This is a genomic window from Nonomuraea sp. NPDC059023, assembly GCF_042740095.1.
Classification (GTDB): Bacteria; Actinomycetota; Actinomycetes; order Streptosporangiales; family Streptosporangiaceae; genus Nonomuraea.
In genome coordinates this window covers 82,120-98,885 of the sequence record NZ_JBHYIO010000020.1, presented here as the reverse complement: position 1 = coordinate 98,885, position 16,766 = coordinate 82,120, and the positions used below count along the sequence as shown (strand labels likewise).

Below are 16,766 nucleotides of genomic sequence, written 5' to 3'. Positions count from 1 at the left end.
GCCCGGACATCATCGGAGCCATGGCTCGAACGGTACTGGCGTGATCAAGGCCGTGCTGGCTCTGCTGGCCGTGGTCGTGCTGCTGCTGGGGTTGCTCTGGGTGTTCCAGCGGCGGCTCATCTACCTGCCCGACGCCGCTCCCGTGCCACCGGCCGCCACGGTCCTGCCCGGTGCCCGCGACGTCACGTTCACCACCGCCGACGGGCTGAAGCTCGGCGCCTGGTATCTGCCCGGCGACCGGGGCGTCACCGTCATGGTGATGGGCGGCAACGCGGGAAACCGCCTGCATCGCGCGCCGCTGGCCGCCGCGCTGGCGCGGGAGGGCTTCGCCGTACTCCTGATGGACTATCGGGGCTACGGCGGCAACGCCGGCTCGCCCACGGAGGACGGGCTGGCGCTCGACGCGAAGGCGGCCCGCGCGACGTTGTCAGGGAAGGTCCTCTACTACGGCGAGAGTCTGGGCGCCGCCGTCGCCACGCGCCTGGCCACCGAGGTCCCGCCGGACGGCCTGCTGCTGCGCTCCCCCTTCACCAGCCTGGCCGACGCCGGTCAGCACGCCTACCCCTTCCTGCCGGTACGCCCGCTCCTGCGCGACCGCTTCCCGCTGAAGGAGCAGCTCGCCACGGTGCGGACCCCCGTCACCATCGTGTACGGCTCCCGCGACACGATCATCCCGCCCGGCCTGAGCCGGGCCGCCGCCCCGCCGGGAGCGACCCTGGTCGAGGTCCGGGACGCCGACCACAACGACCGCACCCTGCTCGACGGCCCGGAGCTCATCGCCGCCGTGGTGGCGCTGGCTCAGAGGGTGTAGTCGAGGACGTAGGAGTGCGCGCCGTCGGGTGCGATGAGGATGTCCATCTCGCCCCTGATTCCGGCCAGGCCGCCGACGCCGGAGTCGGGCACGATCGTGACGCGCAGCGACTGGCCGGCCGGCTCGCTGACGGCCGAGTGCGCGACGGTGAAGGCGCCGGTGCGGCCGTCCAGGGTGGCGTCGACGCGCTCCAGCGCCACGTACGCCTTCGACTCCTCCACCGGGGTGCTCACCATCAGCATCGTGACCAGGCTGGTGCCGGTCAGGTCGCCGTGGAAGGTCTTGGTCAGGGTGACGACGCCGAGCGAGACTCCGTCGCGGTCGTCGTAGGGCGGCTGAGGGGTCCAGTCCGCGAGGTCGAAGGTGCCTTTCGCTGTCATGGAGCCCAGCGTGGCAGGAATGCCTGTCACCTTCTGTCAGGTACCGGCGAGCCGTTCCACGACCGGGGCGAACTTCTCCATGAACTGGGCGCTGACCGAGACGTAGGAGATGCCGAGGCGGTCGCGGCGACTGCGGAGCGTGTCGGCGATCTGGTCGGTGGAGCCGGTCATGATGCCGTAGCCGCCCCTGGCCACGATCTCGCGCGGGTCCGCGCCGAGCTGCTGGGACAGCCAGCCGGGCAGTTCGTCGCCGACGGCGGCCAGGTTGGTGTTGATCTCCAGCCGGTTGAAGCGGTCGCCGGCCAGTTCGTAGAGCTCGTCGAGCTTGGCGGCGAGATCGTCCTCGGTGGCGGTCGCGGGCAGCCCGAGCGCCACCGTGTCGGCCCGCTCGGCGGCCAGGCGCAGCAGCCGGGTGCTCGCCGCCGCGATCAGCACCGGGACGTCCTTCACCGCGTCGAGGGTCTCCTCGACCCGTTCCACCCGCTCGGACGGCGTGCCGAACCGCACGCCGAGCGCCGCCGCCTCCTGCTCGGCGCCGGGCCGCCCGGCGCCGATGCCGAGCTCGAAACGCCCGCCGCTCAGCGCCTGCAGCGTGCTCACCTCACGCGCCACCACCGCCGGAGTCCGGTACGGCGCCGCCGCCACGTACGTGCCGACCCGAAGCCTGCTGGTCACGGCGGCGGCAGCGGCGGCGGCCGTGAACGGGGAGAGGGTGTTGAGCGTGTCCGGGATCAGCAACGTGGAGTATCCGAGCTCCTCGGCGCGCCGGGCCAGCCCGGTCCACGCCTCGCCCGTCGCGGCGAAGCCCCCGACGGTTCCGAATCTGAACGCGTGAGAAGTCATGCCTCCCACCTTCTCTCCGGACGGCCGCCGGGACATCGTCCACAGGACCGGTGATCTCCTACCGCACCGGACGCAGCGGGCGGCCGGTGCCGTACTCCCGTGGCTGTACAGGGGTCGGCGCGTCTGTTACCTTCCGCCCGTGCTGTACCTCTACCAAGCCATGGGGCTGGCCACGCTGGTGCTGTGGATCTACTGCCTCTTCGACGCGATCACCACGCCCGACGAGGCCGCGCGCAACCTTCCCAAGATCCTCTGGGTGATCATCGTCCTGCTGTTCCCGCTGATCGGCTCGCTTTTCTGGCTGGTGGCGGGCCGTCCGCAAGGTCAGGCGCCGCCGCGCGTGGCGGGCCACGCGAAGGCGACCAGCCCGGACGACGACGAGGAGTTCCTGCGCCGCCTGCGCGAGCGCGCCGAGGAGCAGCGCAGGAACGCCCCGAAGGACAAGCCGGACGACAAGGAGTAGCCGGGATCTACAGGGCCACCGCGCAGCGGCCGCGGTCGGCCCTGCGGGGGCCTTCGGCGGTGGGCTTGATGTCGAAGTCGAAGATGGCGGTCGGCAGGTAGAGCGAGCAGCACGCGTTGGGGATGTCGACCACGCCGCTCACCCGTCCCTCGATGGGCGCCGAGCCGAGGATCAGGTAGGCCTGCTCGCCGCTGTAGCCGAACTGCTTGAGGTACTCCACGGCGTTCAGGCAGGCGTTGCGGTAGGCCAGGGTGGCGTCGTTGTAGTGGTTCTCGTTGGTCTTGTGGTCGACGGAGATGCCGATGAACGACAGAAACTCGGTGTAGCGCGGCTCGACGTTGCCCGGCATGAAGATCGGGTTGGTGGAGACGGCGTACTTGCTCATGCCGTCCTTGATGAGATCGACGTGCATGTCGATGAAGCCGCCCATCTCGATGGCGCCGCAGAAGGTGATCTCGCCGTCGCCCTGGCTGAAGTGCAGGTCGCCGCCGGAGAGCTTGGCGCTGGGCACGTGCACGGGGTAGAGGACGCGCGAGCCGCGGGAGAAGTTCTTGATGTCGTGGTTGCCGCCGTTCTCGCGGGCGGGGACGGTGCGGGCGCCCTCCCTGCCGACGCGTTCGAGGTCGGCGCCGTCGAGGGTGCCGGCCAGGACCCCCTGCTCCAGCGGGGGCAGCGCGAGCGGGGGCACCCGGCCGGGGTCGGTGGCGATGAGGGCGCGCTCGCGCTCGTTCCACTTGGCGAGCAGGTCGTGCGAGGGCGCGGTGCCGAACAGGCCGGGGTGGGTGATGCCGGTGAAGCGCACGCCGGGCAGGTGGCGGGAGGTGGCGACCTGGCCGCGGAAGTCCCAGACGGCCTTGCAGGCCTGGGGGTACTCCTCGGTCAGGAAGCCGCCGCCGTTCTCCTTGGCGAAGATGCCCGTGTAGCCCCAGCCTTCGCCGGGCGCCTCGCCGCGGGTCTGGGGGACGGGACCGAGGTCGAGGATGTCGACGACGAGCAGGTCGCCGGGTTCGGCGCCCTCGACCGCCACGGGTCCGCTGAGCATGTGCGCCACCGACAGGTCGACGTCGCGTACGTCCTTGGCGGTGTCGCTATTGAGGATCTGGCCGTCGGTCCATTCGCGGCATTCGATGCGGATCGAGGTGTCGGGCGGGACGGTGGCGACAGCGGGGATGTCGGGGTGCCAGCGGTTGTGTCCCGGCGCGGCCTGGTCGCGCATGGATCGGGACTGGTCGACGGAGAAGACGACGTCAGGCATGGGACGGCTCCCGTTCTTTGGGGACGCGGGCGTACATCCACAGGCCGCCGAAGGCGACGACGCAGACGCCCGCCAGGATGAGCGCGAGGGTGGCCGAGGGGGTGTAGCGGCCGGTGAGCAGGAGGAAGGCGGGGATGACCGCGGTCAGCCAGGCCTCGACGAGCGTCACCCAGCCGGTGTAGCGGGTGAGCTCCGCGCGCCCGAGGCCGAGCACGAGGAAGAAGAGCAGCCACAGGAACGACCACAGCACCCAGATGACCGCGAAGGGGTAGTCGCCCACGACGAAGGCGTTGTGGGCGGCGTAGACGAGCGCGGAGATCGCCACGAACAGGGAGAACCACCCCACGCCCGTGCTGGAGAGCCCGGCCAGCAGGCCGATGCCCACGTAGAGATAGGTGAATCCGAACAGGTAGATGCCGGAGGCGCCCATGATCGTGGGCAGGTCCCCGCCCGCGGTCATGATGATCACCGTGGGCGTCACGACCTGCAGCGCGCCGACGAACAGGTTGAGGATCGCCGCGGCCTTCTCCTCGACCTTGCCGAGCAGCATCATCGCGTTGACGAACAGCACCGCGCCGACGTACAGCAGGCCCACGCTGGCCATCGCCGTCACCTCCTGACGACTCGGGGCTCGTGCGCGCTGGCCTCCTGCGCGTCCAGGGCCCGCCGCAGCCCCGGCGTGATCTGGCGTACGGCCGGCGGCGAGAACCGCCGGGCCGCGGCGGCGCCGCATCCTTCGCAGGCGGCCTGCTCGGGCGCCTGCCCGATCGGGTGCCGGGCGTCGAAGGGCCCGCAGGTCCGGCACGTGTACTCGTAGACAGCCATGGTCACTCCTCCGCCCAGATACTTCACACAGAAACTATTATTCTGGGAAGTATTGTCAAGACCTCAGAGTTGCTGCAGCACGCGGAAGTCCATGCCTTCGGCCTCCGCGAGGAACACCGCCTGCTCCAGATGCCGCCCGCGCATCCGCATCGTGCCCCGCGGGCCCTCGTACACCAGTCCCTCGGCGATCCGCCCGATGCTGCGCAGGTCCAGCTCCCCCGCCCGGTTGAGCAGTTCACCCAGCAGCAGCACGCCCTCGAAGCAGGACTCCCCCATGCTGTTGAGCACCGGCGCGTCGGGCCCGAACCTGGCGTGGTAGCGCCCGCCGAGGTCGAGGCTGCCCGCGGTCCCCAGGCCCTCGAAGAATCCCGCCGCCGAGTACAGCCCGCGCGTGCTGGCCGCGCCGGTCGCCATCAGCATGTTCTCGTCCATCAGCGGGCTGAAGCGCACGTGGTCGCGGTCGAGCCCGGCAGCGGCGAAGGCCCGGTTGAAGGCCACCGCGTCCTGGCCGACGAGCAGCATGAGCACACCCTCGCCGCGCCCCCGGGCGATCCGGCCGAGCGCGCCGCCGAAGTCCTCGGTGCCCAGGCGCACGTAGATCTCGTCCACGATCTGGCCCCGCGCCTGCCTGACATAGCGGCGGGCGGCCCTGGCCGACTCCCTCGGCCACACGTAGTCGTCGCCGACCACCGTCCAGCGCCGGACACCGAGCTCCTCGGCCATCCAGCGCAGCGCCGGGCGCAGCTGCCGCCCCGGCGTCTCGCCGGTCAGGAAGACCCACGGGGTGTGCTCGCCGCCCTCGTAGAGCGGGGTGTAGAGGTACGGCACGCGCCCGGCTATCCGGGGGGCAACGGCCTGCCGTACCGCGGAGATGTGCCAGCCCGTGACGGCCTGCACCTCGCCCGCGGTGATCAGCCGGTCGACCTCGCCGGCGACCTCGCGCGGCGGGCGGCCGCCGTCGACCACGCGGAAGACCAGCTCGCGGCCGAGCAGCCCGCTTCTGGCGTTGATCTCGTCGGCGGCCAGCCTGGCGCACAACTCGCAGGAGGGACCGAAGATGCCGGCCGGGCCCCGCAACGGGATCACCAGGGCTACCGCGAGAGTGTCCATGGCGCGCCCCTTTCGCGGTCACTTTATCCGCGAAGTATTTGCGCGTGAACTGTTAATCTGGAGTGAACATGGAGACAGCACGCCTGCTCACGCTCGCCGAGCGCCAGTTCACCCAGCGGATCTCGACCGCGCTCACCTCGGTCGGCGGCACGGTCGATCAATGGCGCGTGCTGGGCCTGCTCGCCGACGGCCAGGGGCACCCGATGACGCAGGTGGCCGAGCACGTCATCCTCGCCGCGCCGACCGTCACCAAGATCGTGGACAAGCTGGTGTCCCAGGGGCTGGTGTACCGGCGGGTCGACGACGCCGACCGGCGGCGGGTGCTCATCTACGCCTCGGCCCGCGGCAAGGCGGCCCTGCGGCGGTGGGACACGGCCGTCGAGGGCGAACGCGCCCGGCTGGAGCAGGAGGCGGGCGAGGACCTGGCCCAGCTCGCCGAGGTCCTGACCAGGATCGTCGCCCGCCTGCGCTGACCTACGCGCCTTTCTTCCAGATCTGGCTGCGCAGGTCGGTACCGCGGATCACCTGCACCCGCCACGGCTCCAGCCGCAGCACGTGCAGCTTCGGGTCGGTGGGGCTGGTCCAGAAGTTGCCCAGGTTGTAGCCGGCGCCGCGCGGGCTGGTCCTGCGGTACAGGTCCCACACGCGGCGCTTGACCTCGACGTCCGTCACCCATTCCGCGACCGTGTCGACGTTCACCGCGTTCTGGCGCGGGGTCCAGTAGGAGAACGTGGTGTGCGGGTTGTTGGCCAGATGCGCCGCCTTCACCGGAGTCCTGTACGTGGCCAGCCAGCCCAGCGGCTCGCCGTCCACCATCTCCCAGATCGGGATCAGCACCCGGGCCCTTGGCCGGTTCCGCTTGTCCACGGTCGTCATGGTGGCGTAGACGATGTCGCCGATGTAGGCCTCGAAGGCGTCCTGGATCTCGCTGAACTTCGTCATGCCGTCTCCTCCAGCACCACGACGGGGATCTCGCCCCTGGCCGCGTTCGCGTAACGCTGGTAGACCGGTTGGCGGGCCACCAGCTTGTTCCACAACCTGCGCCGCTCGGCGCCCTGCGCGGTGTGCGCGCGGACGTGCAGCTTCCTGTCGCCCAACTGGACGTCGGCCTCGGGGTGGGCGACCAGGTCCCGGTACCAGCCGGGCAGGTGCGGTCCCCTTTCCGAACCTGGGCCTATCAGCACCAAGTGACCGTCGTCGGAGCTGTAGGCGTGTGTCGTCGTTCGCAGACGGCCGGTCTTGCGGCCCACTGTCGTGATCACCAAGTCACTCATACGGGCAGCATGGCGGGCGGGACTTCAGCTTTCCTCCAGACCCCCTCTGGGCCCTTAGGCTGCTGTGTCATGTCTGAGGAACTCGCCCGCGTCCACCGGTTCCAGCGGGACTTCAACCTCCGCAAGGCGCGGCGGACGATCGAGGTACCCGGTGGCGTGGCCGTCCTGAACGACCGCTTCCCCGCCTCGCACGACGACAACAAGCTGATCATCTGGGCGGGCGACGACCCCGCCGCCGCCGTCCCGGCGGCCGACGAGGCGCTGGCCGGGCTGGGCCACCGCTACGTCCACGTGCTCGACGACGAACTCGGCGCCGCCTTCGCACCCGCTTTCACCGCCGCCGGGTACGAGCACTCGCCGTACCTCACGATGGTGTTCCGCGGCCAGGTCCCGGCCGGCGTACCCGCCGCGGACGAGCTCGGCCTCGACGAGATGATCTCGGTGCTCCGGGCGAACTGGCGGGAGACGCTGCCCGGCGCCCGCGACGAGGAGGTCGAGGCGCTGGCCCTGCGCATCCAGGACCGCGTACGCGGCGCCGCGACGGTGGCCTTCCGCGGCGTACGGGCACCGGACGGCGAGGTCGCCGCCCGCGCCGACCTGTACGTGCACGACGACATCGCCCAGATCGAGAGCGTGTACACCGCCGAACGGCACCGCGGCAAAGGCCACGCCCGCACACTCATGCAGTCGATGCTGGCCGAGGCCGCCGGCGCCACCTTGATCTTCCTCTACACCGGAACCGACAACTGGGCCCGCGACTTCTACGCCCGGCTGGGCTTCGAGCCGCTGGGCCGCACCCACGGCTTCCTGCGCATCGAGTAGAGACTGACCCGGAGCGGTAAACCCGTGTTGTGCGGGGTGTCCAAGATCGCCTAGGGTGGACGCTTCCGCCAGAGGCAGGGGGCCGCTGCGTGCCGAAGCGTCACCCGGCGTCACCCGACGACTGGTCGGTCGCCTACACCCGGACCGTCGCCGGCAACATCCGCGCCCACCGCGAGCGCCGCCGCATGTCCGTGCAGGCGCTCGCCGATCGTTGCACCGCCCTGGGCTATCCGCTCGAACGTACGAACCTGAACAAGCTGGAGTCCGGCGGCCGCGCGTCCATGTCCGTGGCGGAGCTGCTGGTGCTGGCCCGCGCGCTCGACACCCCGCCCATGTTGCTCCTCGTCCCCCTGCACGACGAGCCGGTGGAGATCCTGCCCGGCGTCGAGGCGCCCGCCACCGAGGCGGCCGCGTGGCTGGACGGTACCGCTCCGGCCCCCGACGCCGACGACACCGAGGCGGGCGAAGAGCGGCGTGACGCGTTACGGCTGCTGCGCGACCACCACCGCGCCGTCGAGGAGTGGACGTCGCGCTCGCGTGCCGCACGCACAGCGGGTACGCGCGCCGCCGACGCCCAGGACCCCAACCAGCGGGAGTGGAAGGAGGCGGCCCACCAGCACGCCGAGCAGGCGCGCCACGCCGCCGACCGGCTGGGCTTCCTGCGCGACGGCATGCGGCTGCGCGGCGTACCCCTGCCGGAACTGCCGCCCGGCCTGATCCACCTCGTCTAGTCCGCCTGGAGAAAGGCGAGTACGGCCAGCACGCGGCGGTGGTCGTCGCGGGCCGGTGGCAGGGTCAGCTTGGTGAAGATGTTGCTCACGTGCTTCTCCACGGCCCGATCGCCCACCCGCAGCAGCCGCGCGATGGCCGTGTTCGAGCGGCCCTCCGCCATCAGCGCCAGCACGTCACGTTCGCGCCCGGTCAGTACGGCCAGCGGATCCCTGCGCCGCCCGGCCCGCATCAACTGGGCCACGACCTCGGGGTCGAGTGCGGTGCCTCCGGCGGCCACGCGGTCGAGCGCGGCCAGGAAGTCCTCGACCGCCGAGACCCGGTCCTTCAGCAGGTAGCCGACGCCGCCCGGGTTGCCGGTCAGCAGTTCGGTGGCGTAGCGGGTCTCGACGTACTGCGAGAACAGCAGGATGCCGACGCCCGGGTGGGTTCCGCGGAGCGCGATGGCCGCCCGCAGGCCCTCGTCGGTGTAGCCGGGCGGCATCCGGATGTCGACCACGGCCAGGTCGGGCGGGTGTTCGGCCACGGCCGCCCACAGTTCCTCGGCCCTGCCCGCCTCGGCCACCACCGTGTGCCCGTGGTACGTCAGCAGCCTGGACAGCCCGGCCCTGATGATGGCCGAGTCCTCGGCGATCACGATGCGCACCCCGGTCACCGCCGGTGCGGCAGTTCGACCACCGCCGTGGTGGGCCCGCCCGGCGGGCTGGTGACGCTCAACCGGCCGTCGACCGGGCGCAGGCGATTGGCCAGTCCGTCCAGCCCGCCGCCGGGTGTGGGGGCGGCGCCGCCGTACCCGTTGTCGTGGACGCGCAGCACCAGAACGGACGGCTCGCCGCGCACCTCGATCGCGGCGCTGGTGGCGTGGCTGTGCTTGAAGACGTTGGCCAGCAGTTCGGCGGCGCAGAAGTACAGGATGCTCTCGGTGGCGCGGTCGGCGCGCCGCGGCATGGTCACGCTGACCTCGACCGGGATGCCGCCCCGTGACGTGGCCAGCGTGGTCAGCGCGGTGTCCAGGCCGTGGTCGAGCGCGGGCGGGTGGATGCCCTTGGCCAGGTCGCGCAGCTCGGCCACGGCGGCGCCGGCGTTCTGGCGGGCCAGGTCGAGGAGCTCGCGGGCCTGGTCGAGCTGGGTGGCGTCCCGCAGGAGCTTGCCGGCGGTGATCAGGTCCATGGTGACGGCGACCATACGCGCCTGGGCGCCGTCGTGCAGGTCGCGTTCGATCCGGCGCAGGGTGGCGGCGGCGTCGTCGACGGCCTGGGTGCGGGTGCGTTCGAGGTGGCGCAGGCGGTCCGCGCCCGTCGGGGTCAGCAGGGCTCTGGCCAGGAGGCGTTCGAGCGCGATCGTGCCGCGGACCGCCCAGGGGGCGCAGGCCAGCAGGAGCACACCCGCGCCCGCGGCGAGCAGGGAGCGGGGCCAGTCGCTGAGCGGGAATCCGCCCCACACCTGGGTGAGGCCGCCGATATGCCGCCATAGGGGGTACGCGAGCTCGGCCGCGCCGGCGGCCCAGAAGAGCAGGGCGGCGGAGAAGGACAGCAGCGCGGTGAGGGGTTTGAGCAGGGCGAAGGCCACCGCCCGCCAGCCCGCTCCGTGCTTGAGCCGGGCGGCCGGCCATCCTCCGGGGCCCGGTCCCGGCGGGGTCTCGATCCGGGTGCCGAGCAGGCTCGCCTGGCGGCGCCGTTCAACTGCCGCGAACCATCCCGCCAGATCGGCCGCGGCGGCCAGCAACGGCAGTCCGGCGAGCACGACCGCCAGCGTCAGACCGGGGATGAGCAGCACGCCCACCCCCACCAGCCCGGCCACCGCGATCGGCAGCGCGGTGACGGCATAGCGGAATTCCGCCCAGATGCGTCGCACGTTCCCAGCCTGCCAAGGATCACGCCCGTGTCCATCGGGTAAACCGAACCATCGACGGCCGGGCGGCACGATCGCCCGCGCGGCGCCGGATTCCTAGCGTCGGCGGCATGCTGACACCACTGATGCTCACCCTCGCGCTGCTCGCGCCGCCGCCCCAGGACGCCTCGTTGCGACGCGACCTGGACGCCTCGTTGGGACGCGACCTGGACGCCTGGTTGCGACGCGACCTGGACGCCGTACGGGATCTGGGCGTGATCGGCGCGGTCGCCGAGGTCCGCGACGGCGCGCGTCATCTGAGCGCGCGCACCGGCGTGGCCGACCGCGCCACCCGGCGCCCGGTCCCCCGCCGGCCGCAGATCCGCGTCGCCAGCGCCACCAAGGCGTTCACCGCCACCGTTCTCCTGCAACTTTCTGCCGAGGGCCGCCTCGCCGTGGACGACTCCGCCTCCCGATGGCTGCCCCGCCTCGACCCCCGGATCACCGTCCGCCACCTGCTCCAGCAGACCAGCGGCCTGGCCGACGACGACCATCCGGGCTCGGTCACCGAGGAGGGCTACCTGCGCCACCGCCTGGACACCGTCACGCCGCACCAGGTCGTCGAGCGCGCGCGGAAGCTCTTCGACCCCGGCACGGGCTGGAACTACGCCAACGTCAACTCGGTCATCGCCGGGATGATCATCGAGAAGGTCACCGGGCAGAGCTGGGAGCGGCAGGTCACCGACCGCGTGATCGTCCCGCTCGGCCTCACGTCGACGTACGCGCCCGGCCCCGTCCCCTACCTCGCCGGCCCCCACCTGACCGGATACCGGCAGTTCGCCGAGCGCGGCCGCCTCGTCGACACGACCGTGGCCAACCAGAGCGCCCACCGCGCCGCCGGGGACCTCATCAGCACGCCCGGCGACCTGGCCCGGTTCTTCACCGCCCTGGTCACCGGGAAGCTGCTGCGACCCGCGCAACTGGCCGAGATGCGGAAGACGGTGCCGGTCAGCCCCTTCTACCAAAAGCTCCTACCCGGCATGAGGTACGGCCTGGGCCTCATGTGGTTCCCGCTGACCTGCGGCAACGGCTACTGGACCCACTGGGGCGACGCGCTCGGCTACTCCACCCGCGGCGGCGTCACCCCCGACGGCCGCCGAGTGGTGATGGTGCACACGAACACCAACGGCGACGCCCTCCAGGCCCGCTTCCACCGGAAACTGCACCCGCTGGTGGACCGCGCCCTGTGCGGAGGCCGCTCATGATCGCCATGGCCTTGGCTCTGGTCCTCGCTCCCCCACGAGGTCGAGCGGATCCCCCGCACCGGCTCGATCGGCGTACTCGCCGTGACCAGTGACGGCGACCGAGCGCGGGCGGGCGTCGCCGTACGCCGCACCGCCAGAAAGATCCCCTTCAACGCCCGCTTCCGCATCGCCAGCGGCACCAAGGCGTTCACCGCCACCGTGCTCCTACAGCTTTCTGCCGAAGGCCCGGCTCAACGCCCGAGCGAAGCGAGGACGGCTGACCGGGGTGGGCTCCAGCGGCGACATGCTCGCGCACCACCACCTCGCCCGTGCAGCCGCATCAGCGCGGCCCCTCGGAGATCTTGACGCCGGTGGTGCCGCATGTTGTGATCCACGCATGCGCTATTTCGTACTGATTTAGTAGGAAATGAGGCGGTTGTGAGGTTACTCCAGCGTGCCGCTGCGGTTGTCATGCTCCTGGTGAGCGCGGCGGGCATCCAGGTCGTGCAGGGCGGACCGGCGCAGGCGGCTCTGCCCACCGCCGCCGTCGCGCTCGGCGACAGCTTCATCAGCGGAGAGGGCGCGGGGAACTACCAGCCCGTCGTCGACGCCTCCGGTACGGCACAGTCCTTCCCCGGCTGGTCGGCGGCCAACAGCAACGCCTACTTCTGTCACCGGTCGGCGAACGCCTCGGTGTTCGCGGCGGCGCTCCCGGGCATTCAGCAACGTTTCAACCTCGCGTGCTCCGGCGGCCAGCCGGCCGACATCGCCGCCCCCTCAAGCGCCCGGACCGGGGGCCGTACCGTCGCCTCGCAACTCGATCAGCTGCGCGCCGTCGCCCAGACGCACGACATCGACGTCGTCCTCGTCGGCCTCGGCTCCAACAACACCCAGTTCACCTTCGGCGACGTGGCCACGCTGTGCGCCAACCGCTTCATCGCCGACGCCTGGACAGGCTGGTGGGAGTTCTGGGCCTATCTAGGGGGCCCGGTGCCGCAGAAGCCCTGCAGCGCCTCGGACCTGGCCACCGGCACCGAGGTCGCCGCCGCCACCACCGAGACCACCGCGGCCCTGCGCCAGATCCTCGACACCCTCGCCCAGATCGACGCCGACGGTACCCACCAGGTGATTCTGCAGACCTACACCAACCCGCTGCCCCCCGACCTCGCCTCGCGTTATCACGAGGAGGACAACCGCTCCGACACCCGCGACAAGTTCCGCGCCCTCGGAGCCGAACGGTACGCCGCCGGTTGCCCGATCCACCGCGCGAGCCTCGCTCCCGGGCACGTGTTCTCCGAGAACCTCGGCTCCTTGGTCAGGAACGCGCACAGCACACTGGCAGCCGAACGCCCGGCGGCCGATCTGCGCGTACTGGACGTCCAGCGGGCCTTCGACGGCGCCAGGCTCTGCGAGAACCCCGACAGCCCGGCGAGCGCGCTAGCGACGCCGGTCCGGGTACAGGACGGACCGTCCGGCACGTTCATCACCAGCCTGTCCGGCTGGGACAAGATCGATATCCAGCGGGCGGCGAACACATGCGTCACCCACTTCCAGACCTGCCAGGAGTCGTGGCACCCGAACGCCGCGGGCCACGCCGTGCTCGGCCAATGCCTGACCGCCGCCTCCGCCGCGGCGCCCCGCACGACCATCGCGTGCGCCCGCAACGCGAACGGCACGCTCACCATCTCCTGACGCCTCCTCGACTTCGCGTCCGGCCATCTGGAGCCGGACGCGAACCTGAATGGGTTTTGTCGGGTAGCTGATGAGCGTGTGCGATACGCGCAAGGCGGTGGCTTCAGCCCCGGGAACGGATATGACGAGAAGCGGCCGGGAGGTTCGCGCACAGCGAGAAGAACACACCCCGAGAGGGCAGGCGTGCTGAATGCCAGGCTGATCGTGGTGGGTCAACATCGGCGCTCCCTCCTTCGGCGTCCGCCCCCGGGATGCCCCGCGACGCCCTTGGTACCGACGGCCTCGATTGCTCAGGTTCTTTGGTGGCGGCGGGGCTCAGTCGTTGGTGGACGCCTCTGGTCCAGTCGTGGCGTACCGGGCGGCGATGGTGCGGACGGCCTCGTCGACTACCTGAGCGACGCGTTCGGCGCTCACCTCCCAGCCCGGCATCAGAAGTGTCGGCCAGAAGACGTAGTTGGAGATCATGCCCAGGAACTGGGTGGCCGCGAGGTCCACGTCTTCGATCCGCACCGTTCCCGCCTCATGCTCAGCCAGGAGGTAGCTGCGTACGGACTCGAAGTAGGGCATCTTCCCGTGCGAGAACTGCGCATGGGCCAGCTCAGGGAACCGCGGCAGCTCGGCGATGACGATCCTGAACAGGTCGGTCATCTGGGCGCGGCCTAGCAGCTCGGCGTAACGGCGACCGATGATGCTGAGCCCGTCAACGACGTTGCCTGCCGGCGGCGGATCCCCCTCGTCAGCGGTCGACCAGGACTCGGTCACGATGGCGTCGAACAGGGCGGCCTTGCTCGGAAACTGCTTGAACAAGGTGGCCCGAGAAACGCCCGAGCACTCTGCGATCCGCGCGAGCGACGTCCGGTCGTAGCCCAGCTCGAGAAACAGTGCGGTCGCGGCCTTCACGATCAGCGCGCGCTTCTCCTGGGCGACGCGCTGGTGATACGTCGTCACGACTCTGCTCGCGACCCCCTTCATCCACGAACCGGCAGCCGGCGCCACCGCGGCAATCGCCGACTTCTACTCACCCGAGCCGTTCGCCATCCCCCGCCTCGGGGAGCCGACCGACGTCACCCGTCTCCTCCTGTTCCTCACGTCATCAGAGGCGTCGTTCATCACGGGGTCGGAGTACGTCATCGACGGTGGACTCCTCCTCGGCCCCGCCCTCCAGGCCGAGACCGCATGAGCACTCCAGACCCGCACGGGCCGAACGACTCCGCATGCCCGATGCCGCATACCGGGGCCCGGACTACTCACCGACGAGCAACTCCACCGGCTGCGGGCGCTGTCCGCCGTCGAGGAGCATGTCGAGGTCGAGGCAGAAGCCTGTTCGGGACCGGCGGGTTCAGACCACGACCACACCCTCAATCGTGAAGAGCCGATTCGAATTCGCCATAAAGTCGTCGGCGTCGATCCTCCTTCCGGTCAAAGGAGTGCCTGCACATAAGTGCGACAGTCAAGCGGCGATTACTTCTTACTCGAGCCCGTCCGATAGTCATGTTTTGCAGGGCGTGACCATAATGCATGTCGGGCACTTAGCCAGAGAGATCGACGCGCGGCCCTGCACCATCATCCAATTCGCTGACAGGTACTCCAATCATGAACGCCAAAGCGCAACCTACTCCCGGGGGGGCGCAGCTACAGCGAAGAGGCGCGTTCAACTAAGAGTGAGCTCCTATGCCTAGCGAAACAAGCATCTCAAGAAGGGATTTCGGTTATGACCCAGCTTAATCTGATCCAACTCGTGTGTTCCCGCACGGAGGACAGCGGTGAAGACGAAGTTTACATCAAGATAAACGGCTGGCGCGCATGGCCGGACACGGGTACGGCGCCAATTGGACCACATCAGATGGTTCCCATCACCAGGACCTTCACTTTCAACCAGGACCCCATGATCATTGAATTGGTCGACGAAGATACCGAACCCATTGATCCGGACGATAGCCTCGGAACGCACACAGTTGGAGAATCCCAGAAAGGCCTGGGAGTGATGCAAGTGTTTTTCGAAGGCAACGGCGCCCACTACAAACTCACCTACTCGGTCACATAAAGGCGACGTCGCCAACAGTGACACCCTGCGCATCGAGATCAAGAAACAGCTCGCCAAGATCGACGCCCAAGAAGATCAGGTTCTTGACCTCGTCGGCGATCCCGACTGGCCACGGGAGAAGATCGTCAAGCGCCTACGCGGCATCCGAGACGGACGCGCTCGCCTGGAAGCACAGCTCGACCTGTACGGCACCGCCCGCCGTCTTCTCAACCAAGCGTTCTTCCACCGGCCCTACCCCGACGCACACGAGCACAACAGCACACCAGGAAACGCAAGAGCGGCGGCGTCATCACTGACACCGCCGCTACTGGCACGTCGGCGCCACTCGCCACTTGGGTGGACCTAATCGCCGCTTACTCGAACTCGGCGTCACAGGTGACAGAGCTGCGCCACAAGATCGAACCCTCGCACATGACCAACCGCCTCTAGATCGCGCGGCTCGGCGACCCCTTCATTACGAGTGAACGGCACGTCCGTGCCCGTAGGCTCGCTGCCCTGGTCAAGCATGTGGCGGTGACCGGTATCGATGGTGCCGTCCGCGCGCGCGTTTCTGTACTTCTGCGCTGTACAGCGGAGGCGAGAATCCGTTGTCCTCGGTAGCAAGTGGACCCGTACTGCAGAGCCACCAAGGCCCGAGGAGCGGAAGCCCCGGCAGCAATGACATCCGCCTAGACGGCGACTCATTTGGTGAGTCGGCGGTAACAGAGAACGGGCGTCGAGTAGGGTCAACAGAGCCGTCGAGCTGAGCAAACGTCGGGCCTATGGCTCTAGATTGGCAAGTCTGGTTCACAGATAGTCCGCAGACTCTCTGTGCCTTTAGCTCCCTCCCGCCTCGAAAGGCCATCCGATGCACGTTCGCGGGTCCCCAACCACGAAGCACTTTTGAGGATTCTGCACCCAATCGCTCGACAGGTGCGCGCCGGAAGCCATTTCGATTGTGGCCATCATGTCTGCTAGACCGAAATTGCGATCCTCCTCATTACATAGGGCCAGTGCGCTGTGGATGTAGCCATCGATATCCAATCTCGTTTCGCGGCGAGGGAAGTCCCGATTCTGGACATTCAGCCATTTTAGTGCAAGGATGCCGCTCTCGGCGTATGTCATGCGGCTATGAAATCCAGCATTCCATGACATGTTCCACAGTTGACCATTCCGGCTGAGAAGTTCCAGAATGGCGTTCTCGCTCACATAACTCTCTTCGGATTCGAAGAGAAAGTAGCCAGGGCCAAGCTCTTCGAAGTACACGATGGGGGCGGGTGCCAGATTGGGTTCTTCGGCCACAAGCATTTCAGTGATCTCAGCCTCACCGGCTCGTGATAGGTCTGCTGCGATCGCCACGGTGTCCGTGATGCCCTGGCTGCTCCACGGCCTGTAGACGGTCCAGCCAAAGCTCCCGTAAGCGAGCCATTCGTTCTCGCTCACGAATCTCTCGTAGTGTCGCGTG

The 16,766-nt window shown here is 69.4% G+C and carries 22 protein-coding genes; 10 read left to right on the top strand and 12 right to left on the bottom strand.

What is annotated here, in order from left to right; genetic code table 11:
- The first annotated feature begins 40 nt into the window (after positions 1-40).
- Positions 41-811, top strand: coding sequence for an alpha/beta hydrolase (locus ACFWYW_RS31165; protein WP_379619335.1), 771 nt, complete (start codon positions 41-43; stop codon positions 809-811).
- Here the strand turns inward: ACFWYW_RS31165 and ACFWYW_RS31160 are convergent.
- The gene (locus tag ACFWYW_RS31160; protein WP_379619333.1) at positions 799-1,191 is read right to left on the bottom strand and encodes a DUF3224 domain-containing protein; all 393 of its coding nucleotides are present in this window, start codon (positions 1,189-1,191) and stop codon (positions 799-801) included. The two genes, ACFWYW_RS31165 and ACFWYW_RS31160, sit on opposite strands and share 13 nt — an antisense overlap.
- Positions 1,192-1,227: 36 nt before the next feature.
- Positions 1,228-2,034: an LLM class flavin-dependent oxidoreductase gene (locus ACFWYW_RS31155; RefSeq protein WP_379619331.1), complete on the bottom strand. Its 807-nt coding sequence runs from the start codon at positions 2,032-2,034 to the stop codon at positions 1,228-1,230.
- Between the two features lie 139 nt (positions 2,035-2,173).
- On the opposite strand from ACFWYW_RS31155, the gene ACFWYW_RS31150 reads away from it, so the two are divergent.
- Complete coding sequence (locus ACFWYW_RS31150) at positions 2,174-2,497, top strand: PLD nuclease N-terminal domain-containing protein (RefSeq protein WP_379619329.1); 324 nt, start codon at positions 2,174-2,176, stop codon at positions 2,495-2,497.
- Positions 2,498-2,504: 7 nt separating this feature from the next.
- Here ACFWYW_RS31150 and fmdA read toward each other — a convergent pair whose 3' ends face one another.
- The 4 genes from fmdA to ACFWYW_RS31130 all read right to left on the bottom strand — a co-directional run bounded on the left by fmdA (position 2,505) and on the right by ACFWYW_RS31130 (position 5,687).
- The gene (gene fmdA, locus ACFWYW_RS31145; protein WP_379619327.1) at positions 2,505-3,752 is read right to left on the bottom strand and encodes a formamidase; all 1,248 of its coding nucleotides are present in this window, start codon (positions 3,750-3,752) and stop codon (positions 2,505-2,507) included.
- Entirely contained in the window at positions 3,745-4,356 is a 612-nt protein-coding gene (locus ACFWYW_RS31140; RefSeq protein WP_379619325.1) for an AmiS/UreI family transporter, read from the bottom strand. The genes fmdA and ACFWYW_RS31140 overlap by 8 nt, the downstream gene beginning before the upstream one ends.
- 5 nt (positions 4,357-4,361) lie before the next feature.
- Positions 4,362-4,577 carry an FmdB family zinc ribbon protein gene (locus ACFWYW_RS31135; RefSeq protein WP_379619323.1) on the bottom strand — a complete coding sequence of 72 codons (216 nt, stop codon included), beginning with the start codon at positions 4,575-4,577 and terminating at the stop codon, positions 4,362-4,364.
- Between the two features lie 63 nt (positions 4,578-4,640).
- Positions 4,641-5,687, bottom strand: a complete 1,047-nt coding sequence (locus ACFWYW_RS31130) for a substrate-binding domain-containing protein (protein WP_379619321.1) — start codon at positions 5,685-5,687, stop codon at positions 4,641-4,643.
- Positions 5,688-5,755: 68 nt separating this feature from the next.
- Between ACFWYW_RS31130 and ACFWYW_RS31125 the strand changes: the two genes are divergently transcribed.
- Entirely contained in the window at positions 5,756-6,160 is a 405-nt protein-coding gene (locus tag ACFWYW_RS31125; RefSeq protein ID WP_379619319.1) for a MarR family winged helix-turn-helix transcriptional regulator, read from the top strand.
- A gap of 1 nt (position 6,161) precedes the next feature.
- Here the strand turns inward: ACFWYW_RS31125 and ACFWYW_RS31120 are convergent, their stop codons facing one another.
- Positions 6,162-6,629, bottom strand: a complete 468-nt coding sequence (locus tag ACFWYW_RS31120) for a pyridoxamine 5'-phosphate oxidase family protein (protein ID WP_379619317.1) — start codon at positions 6,627-6,629, stop codon at positions 6,162-6,164.
- Positions 6,626-6,961: a nitroreductase/quinone reductase family protein gene (locus ACFWYW_RS31115; protein WP_379619315.1), complete on the bottom strand. Its 336-nt coding sequence runs from the start codon at positions 6,959-6,961 to the stop codon at positions 6,626-6,628. The genes ACFWYW_RS31120 and ACFWYW_RS31115 overlap by 4 nt, the downstream gene beginning before the upstream one ends.
- 69 nt (positions 6,962-7,030) lie before the next feature.
- Between ACFWYW_RS31115 and ACFWYW_RS31110 the strand changes: the two genes are divergently transcribed.
- Complete coding sequence (locus ACFWYW_RS31110; protein ID WP_379619313.1) at positions 7,031-7,783, top strand: GNAT family N-acetyltransferase; 753 nt, start codon at positions 7,031-7,033, stop codon at positions 7,781-7,783.
- Between the two features lie 89 nt (positions 7,784-7,872).
- A complete protein-coding gene (locus tag ACFWYW_RS31105; protein ID WP_379619311.1) occupies positions 7,873-8,514 on the top strand; it encodes a helix-turn-helix domain-containing protein in 642 nt (213 codons plus the stop codon).
- Here the strand turns inward: ACFWYW_RS31105 and ACFWYW_RS31100 are convergent.
- Together ACFWYW_RS31100 and ACFWYW_RS31095 are read right to left on the bottom strand one after the other, a co-directional pair.
- Positions 8,511-9,158, bottom strand: a complete 648-nt coding sequence (locus ACFWYW_RS31100; protein WP_379619309.1) for a response regulator — start codon at positions 9,156-9,158, stop codon at positions 8,511-8,513. The two genes, ACFWYW_RS31105 and ACFWYW_RS31100, sit on opposite strands and share 4 nt — an antisense overlap.
- A gap of 5 nt (positions 9,159-9,163) precedes the next feature.
- Positions 9,164-10,366 (bottom strand): sensor histidine kinase, encoded by a 1,203-nt coding sequence (locus tag ACFWYW_RS31095; protein ID WP_379619307.1) that lies wholly within the window; start codon positions 10,364-10,366, stop codon positions 9,164-9,166.
- Between the two features lie 107 nt (positions 10,367-10,473).
- Between ACFWYW_RS31095 and ACFWYW_RS31090 the strand changes: the two genes are divergently transcribed.
- The 3 genes from ACFWYW_RS31090 (at position 10,474) to ACFWYW_RS31080 (ending at position 13,278) form a co-directional block, all read left to right on the top strand.
- The gene (locus ACFWYW_RS31090; RefSeq protein ID WP_379619305.1) at positions 10,474-11,607 is read left to right on the top strand and encodes a serine hydrolase domain-containing protein; all 1,134 of its coding nucleotides are present in this window, start codon (positions 10,474-10,476) and stop codon (positions 11,605-11,607) included.
- Between the two features lie 81 nt (positions 11,608-11,688).
- The gene (locus tag ACFWYW_RS31085; protein ID WP_379619303.1) at positions 11,689-11,952 is read left to right on the top strand and encodes a serine hydrolase; all 264 of its coding nucleotides are present in this window, start codon (positions 11,689-11,691) and stop codon (positions 11,950-11,952) included.
- A 72-nt stretch (positions 11,953-12,024) separates the two neighbouring features.
- Positions 12,025-13,278, top strand: coding sequence for a hypothetical protein (locus ACFWYW_RS31080; protein ID WP_379619301.1), 1,254 nt, complete (start codon positions 12,025-12,027; stop codon positions 13,276-13,278).
- A 315-nt stretch (positions 13,279-13,593) separates the two neighbouring features.
- Here the strand turns inward: ACFWYW_RS31080 and ACFWYW_RS31075 are convergent, their stop codons facing one another.
- Complete coding sequence (locus ACFWYW_RS31075; RefSeq protein ID WP_379619299.1) at positions 13,594-14,226, bottom strand: TetR/AcrR family transcriptional regulator; 633 nt, start codon at positions 14,224-14,226, stop codon at positions 13,594-13,596.
- A 4-nt stretch (positions 14,227-14,230) separates the two neighbouring features.
- Here ACFWYW_RS31075 and ACFWYW_RS31070 point away from each other — a divergent pair, with 4 nt between their 5' ends.
- Together ACFWYW_RS31070 and ACFWYW_RS31065 are read left to right on the top strand one after the other, a co-directional pair.
- Positions 14,231-14,458, top strand: a complete 228-nt coding sequence (locus ACFWYW_RS31070) for an SDR family oxidoreductase (protein ID WP_379619402.1) — start codon at positions 14,231-14,233, stop codon at positions 14,456-14,458.
- A gap of 531 nt (positions 14,459-14,989) precedes the next feature.
- Positions 14,990-15,322, top strand: a complete 333-nt coding sequence (locus ACFWYW_RS31065; RefSeq protein WP_379619297.1) for a hypothetical protein — start codon at positions 14,990-14,992, stop codon at positions 15,320-15,322.
- Between the two features lie 816 nt (positions 15,323-16,138).
- Here ACFWYW_RS31065 and ACFWYW_RS31060 read toward each other — a convergent pair.
- Positions 16,139-16,744, bottom strand: coding sequence for a hypothetical protein (locus tag ACFWYW_RS31060; protein WP_379619295.1), 606 nt, complete (start codon positions 16,742-16,744; stop codon positions 16,139-16,141).
- Positions 16,745-16,766 lie beyond the last annotated feature (22 nt).

Coding starts and splice junctions, on each gene's coding strand:
- ACFWYW_RS31160 (WP_379619333.1), bottom strand. CDS start 1,191: ATGACAGCGAAAGGCACCTTCGACCTCGCGGACTGGACCCCTCAGCCG.
- ACFWYW_RS31155 (WP_379619331.1), bottom strand. CDS start 2,034: ATGACTTCTCACGCGTTCAGATTCGGAACCGTCGGGGGCTTCGCCGCG.
- fmdA (WP_379619327.1), bottom strand. CDS start 3,752: ATGCCTGACGTCGTCTTCTCCGTCGACCAGTCCCGATCCATGCGCGAC.
- ACFWYW_RS31140 (WP_379619325.1), bottom strand. CDS start 4,356: ATGGCCAGCGTGGGCCTGCTGTACGTCGGCGCGGTGCTGTTCGTCAAC.
- ACFWYW_RS31135 (WP_379619323.1), bottom strand. CDS start 4,577: ATGGCTGTCTACGAGTACACGTGCCGGACCTGCGGGCCCTTCGACGCC.
- ACFWYW_RS31130 (WP_379619321.1), bottom strand. CDS start 5,687: ATGGACACTCTCGCGGTAGCCCTGGTGATCCCGTTGCGGGGCCCGGCC.
- ACFWYW_RS31125 (WP_379619319.1), top strand. CDS start 5,756: ATGGAGACAGCACGCCTGCTCACGCTCGCCGAGCGCCAGTTCACCCAG.
- ACFWYW_RS31120 (WP_379619317.1), bottom strand. CDS start 6,629: ATGACGAAGTTCAGCGAGATCCAGGACGCCTTCGAGGCCTACATCGGC.
- ACFWYW_RS31115 (WP_379619315.1), bottom strand. CDS start 6,961: ATGAGTGACTTGGTGATCACGACAGTGGGCCGCAAGACCGGCCGTCTG.
- ACFWYW_RS31110 (WP_379619313.1), top strand. CDS start 7,031: ATGTCTGAGGAACTCGCCCGCGTCCACCGGTTCCAGCGGGACTTCAAC.
- ACFWYW_RS31090 (WP_379619305.1), top strand. CDS start 10,474: ATGCTGACACCACTGATGCTCACCCTCGCGCTGCTCGCGCCGCCGCCC.
- ACFWYW_RS31065 (WP_379619297.1), top strand. CDS start 14,990: ATGACCCAGCTTAATCTGATCCAACTCGTGTGTTCCCGCACGGAGGAC.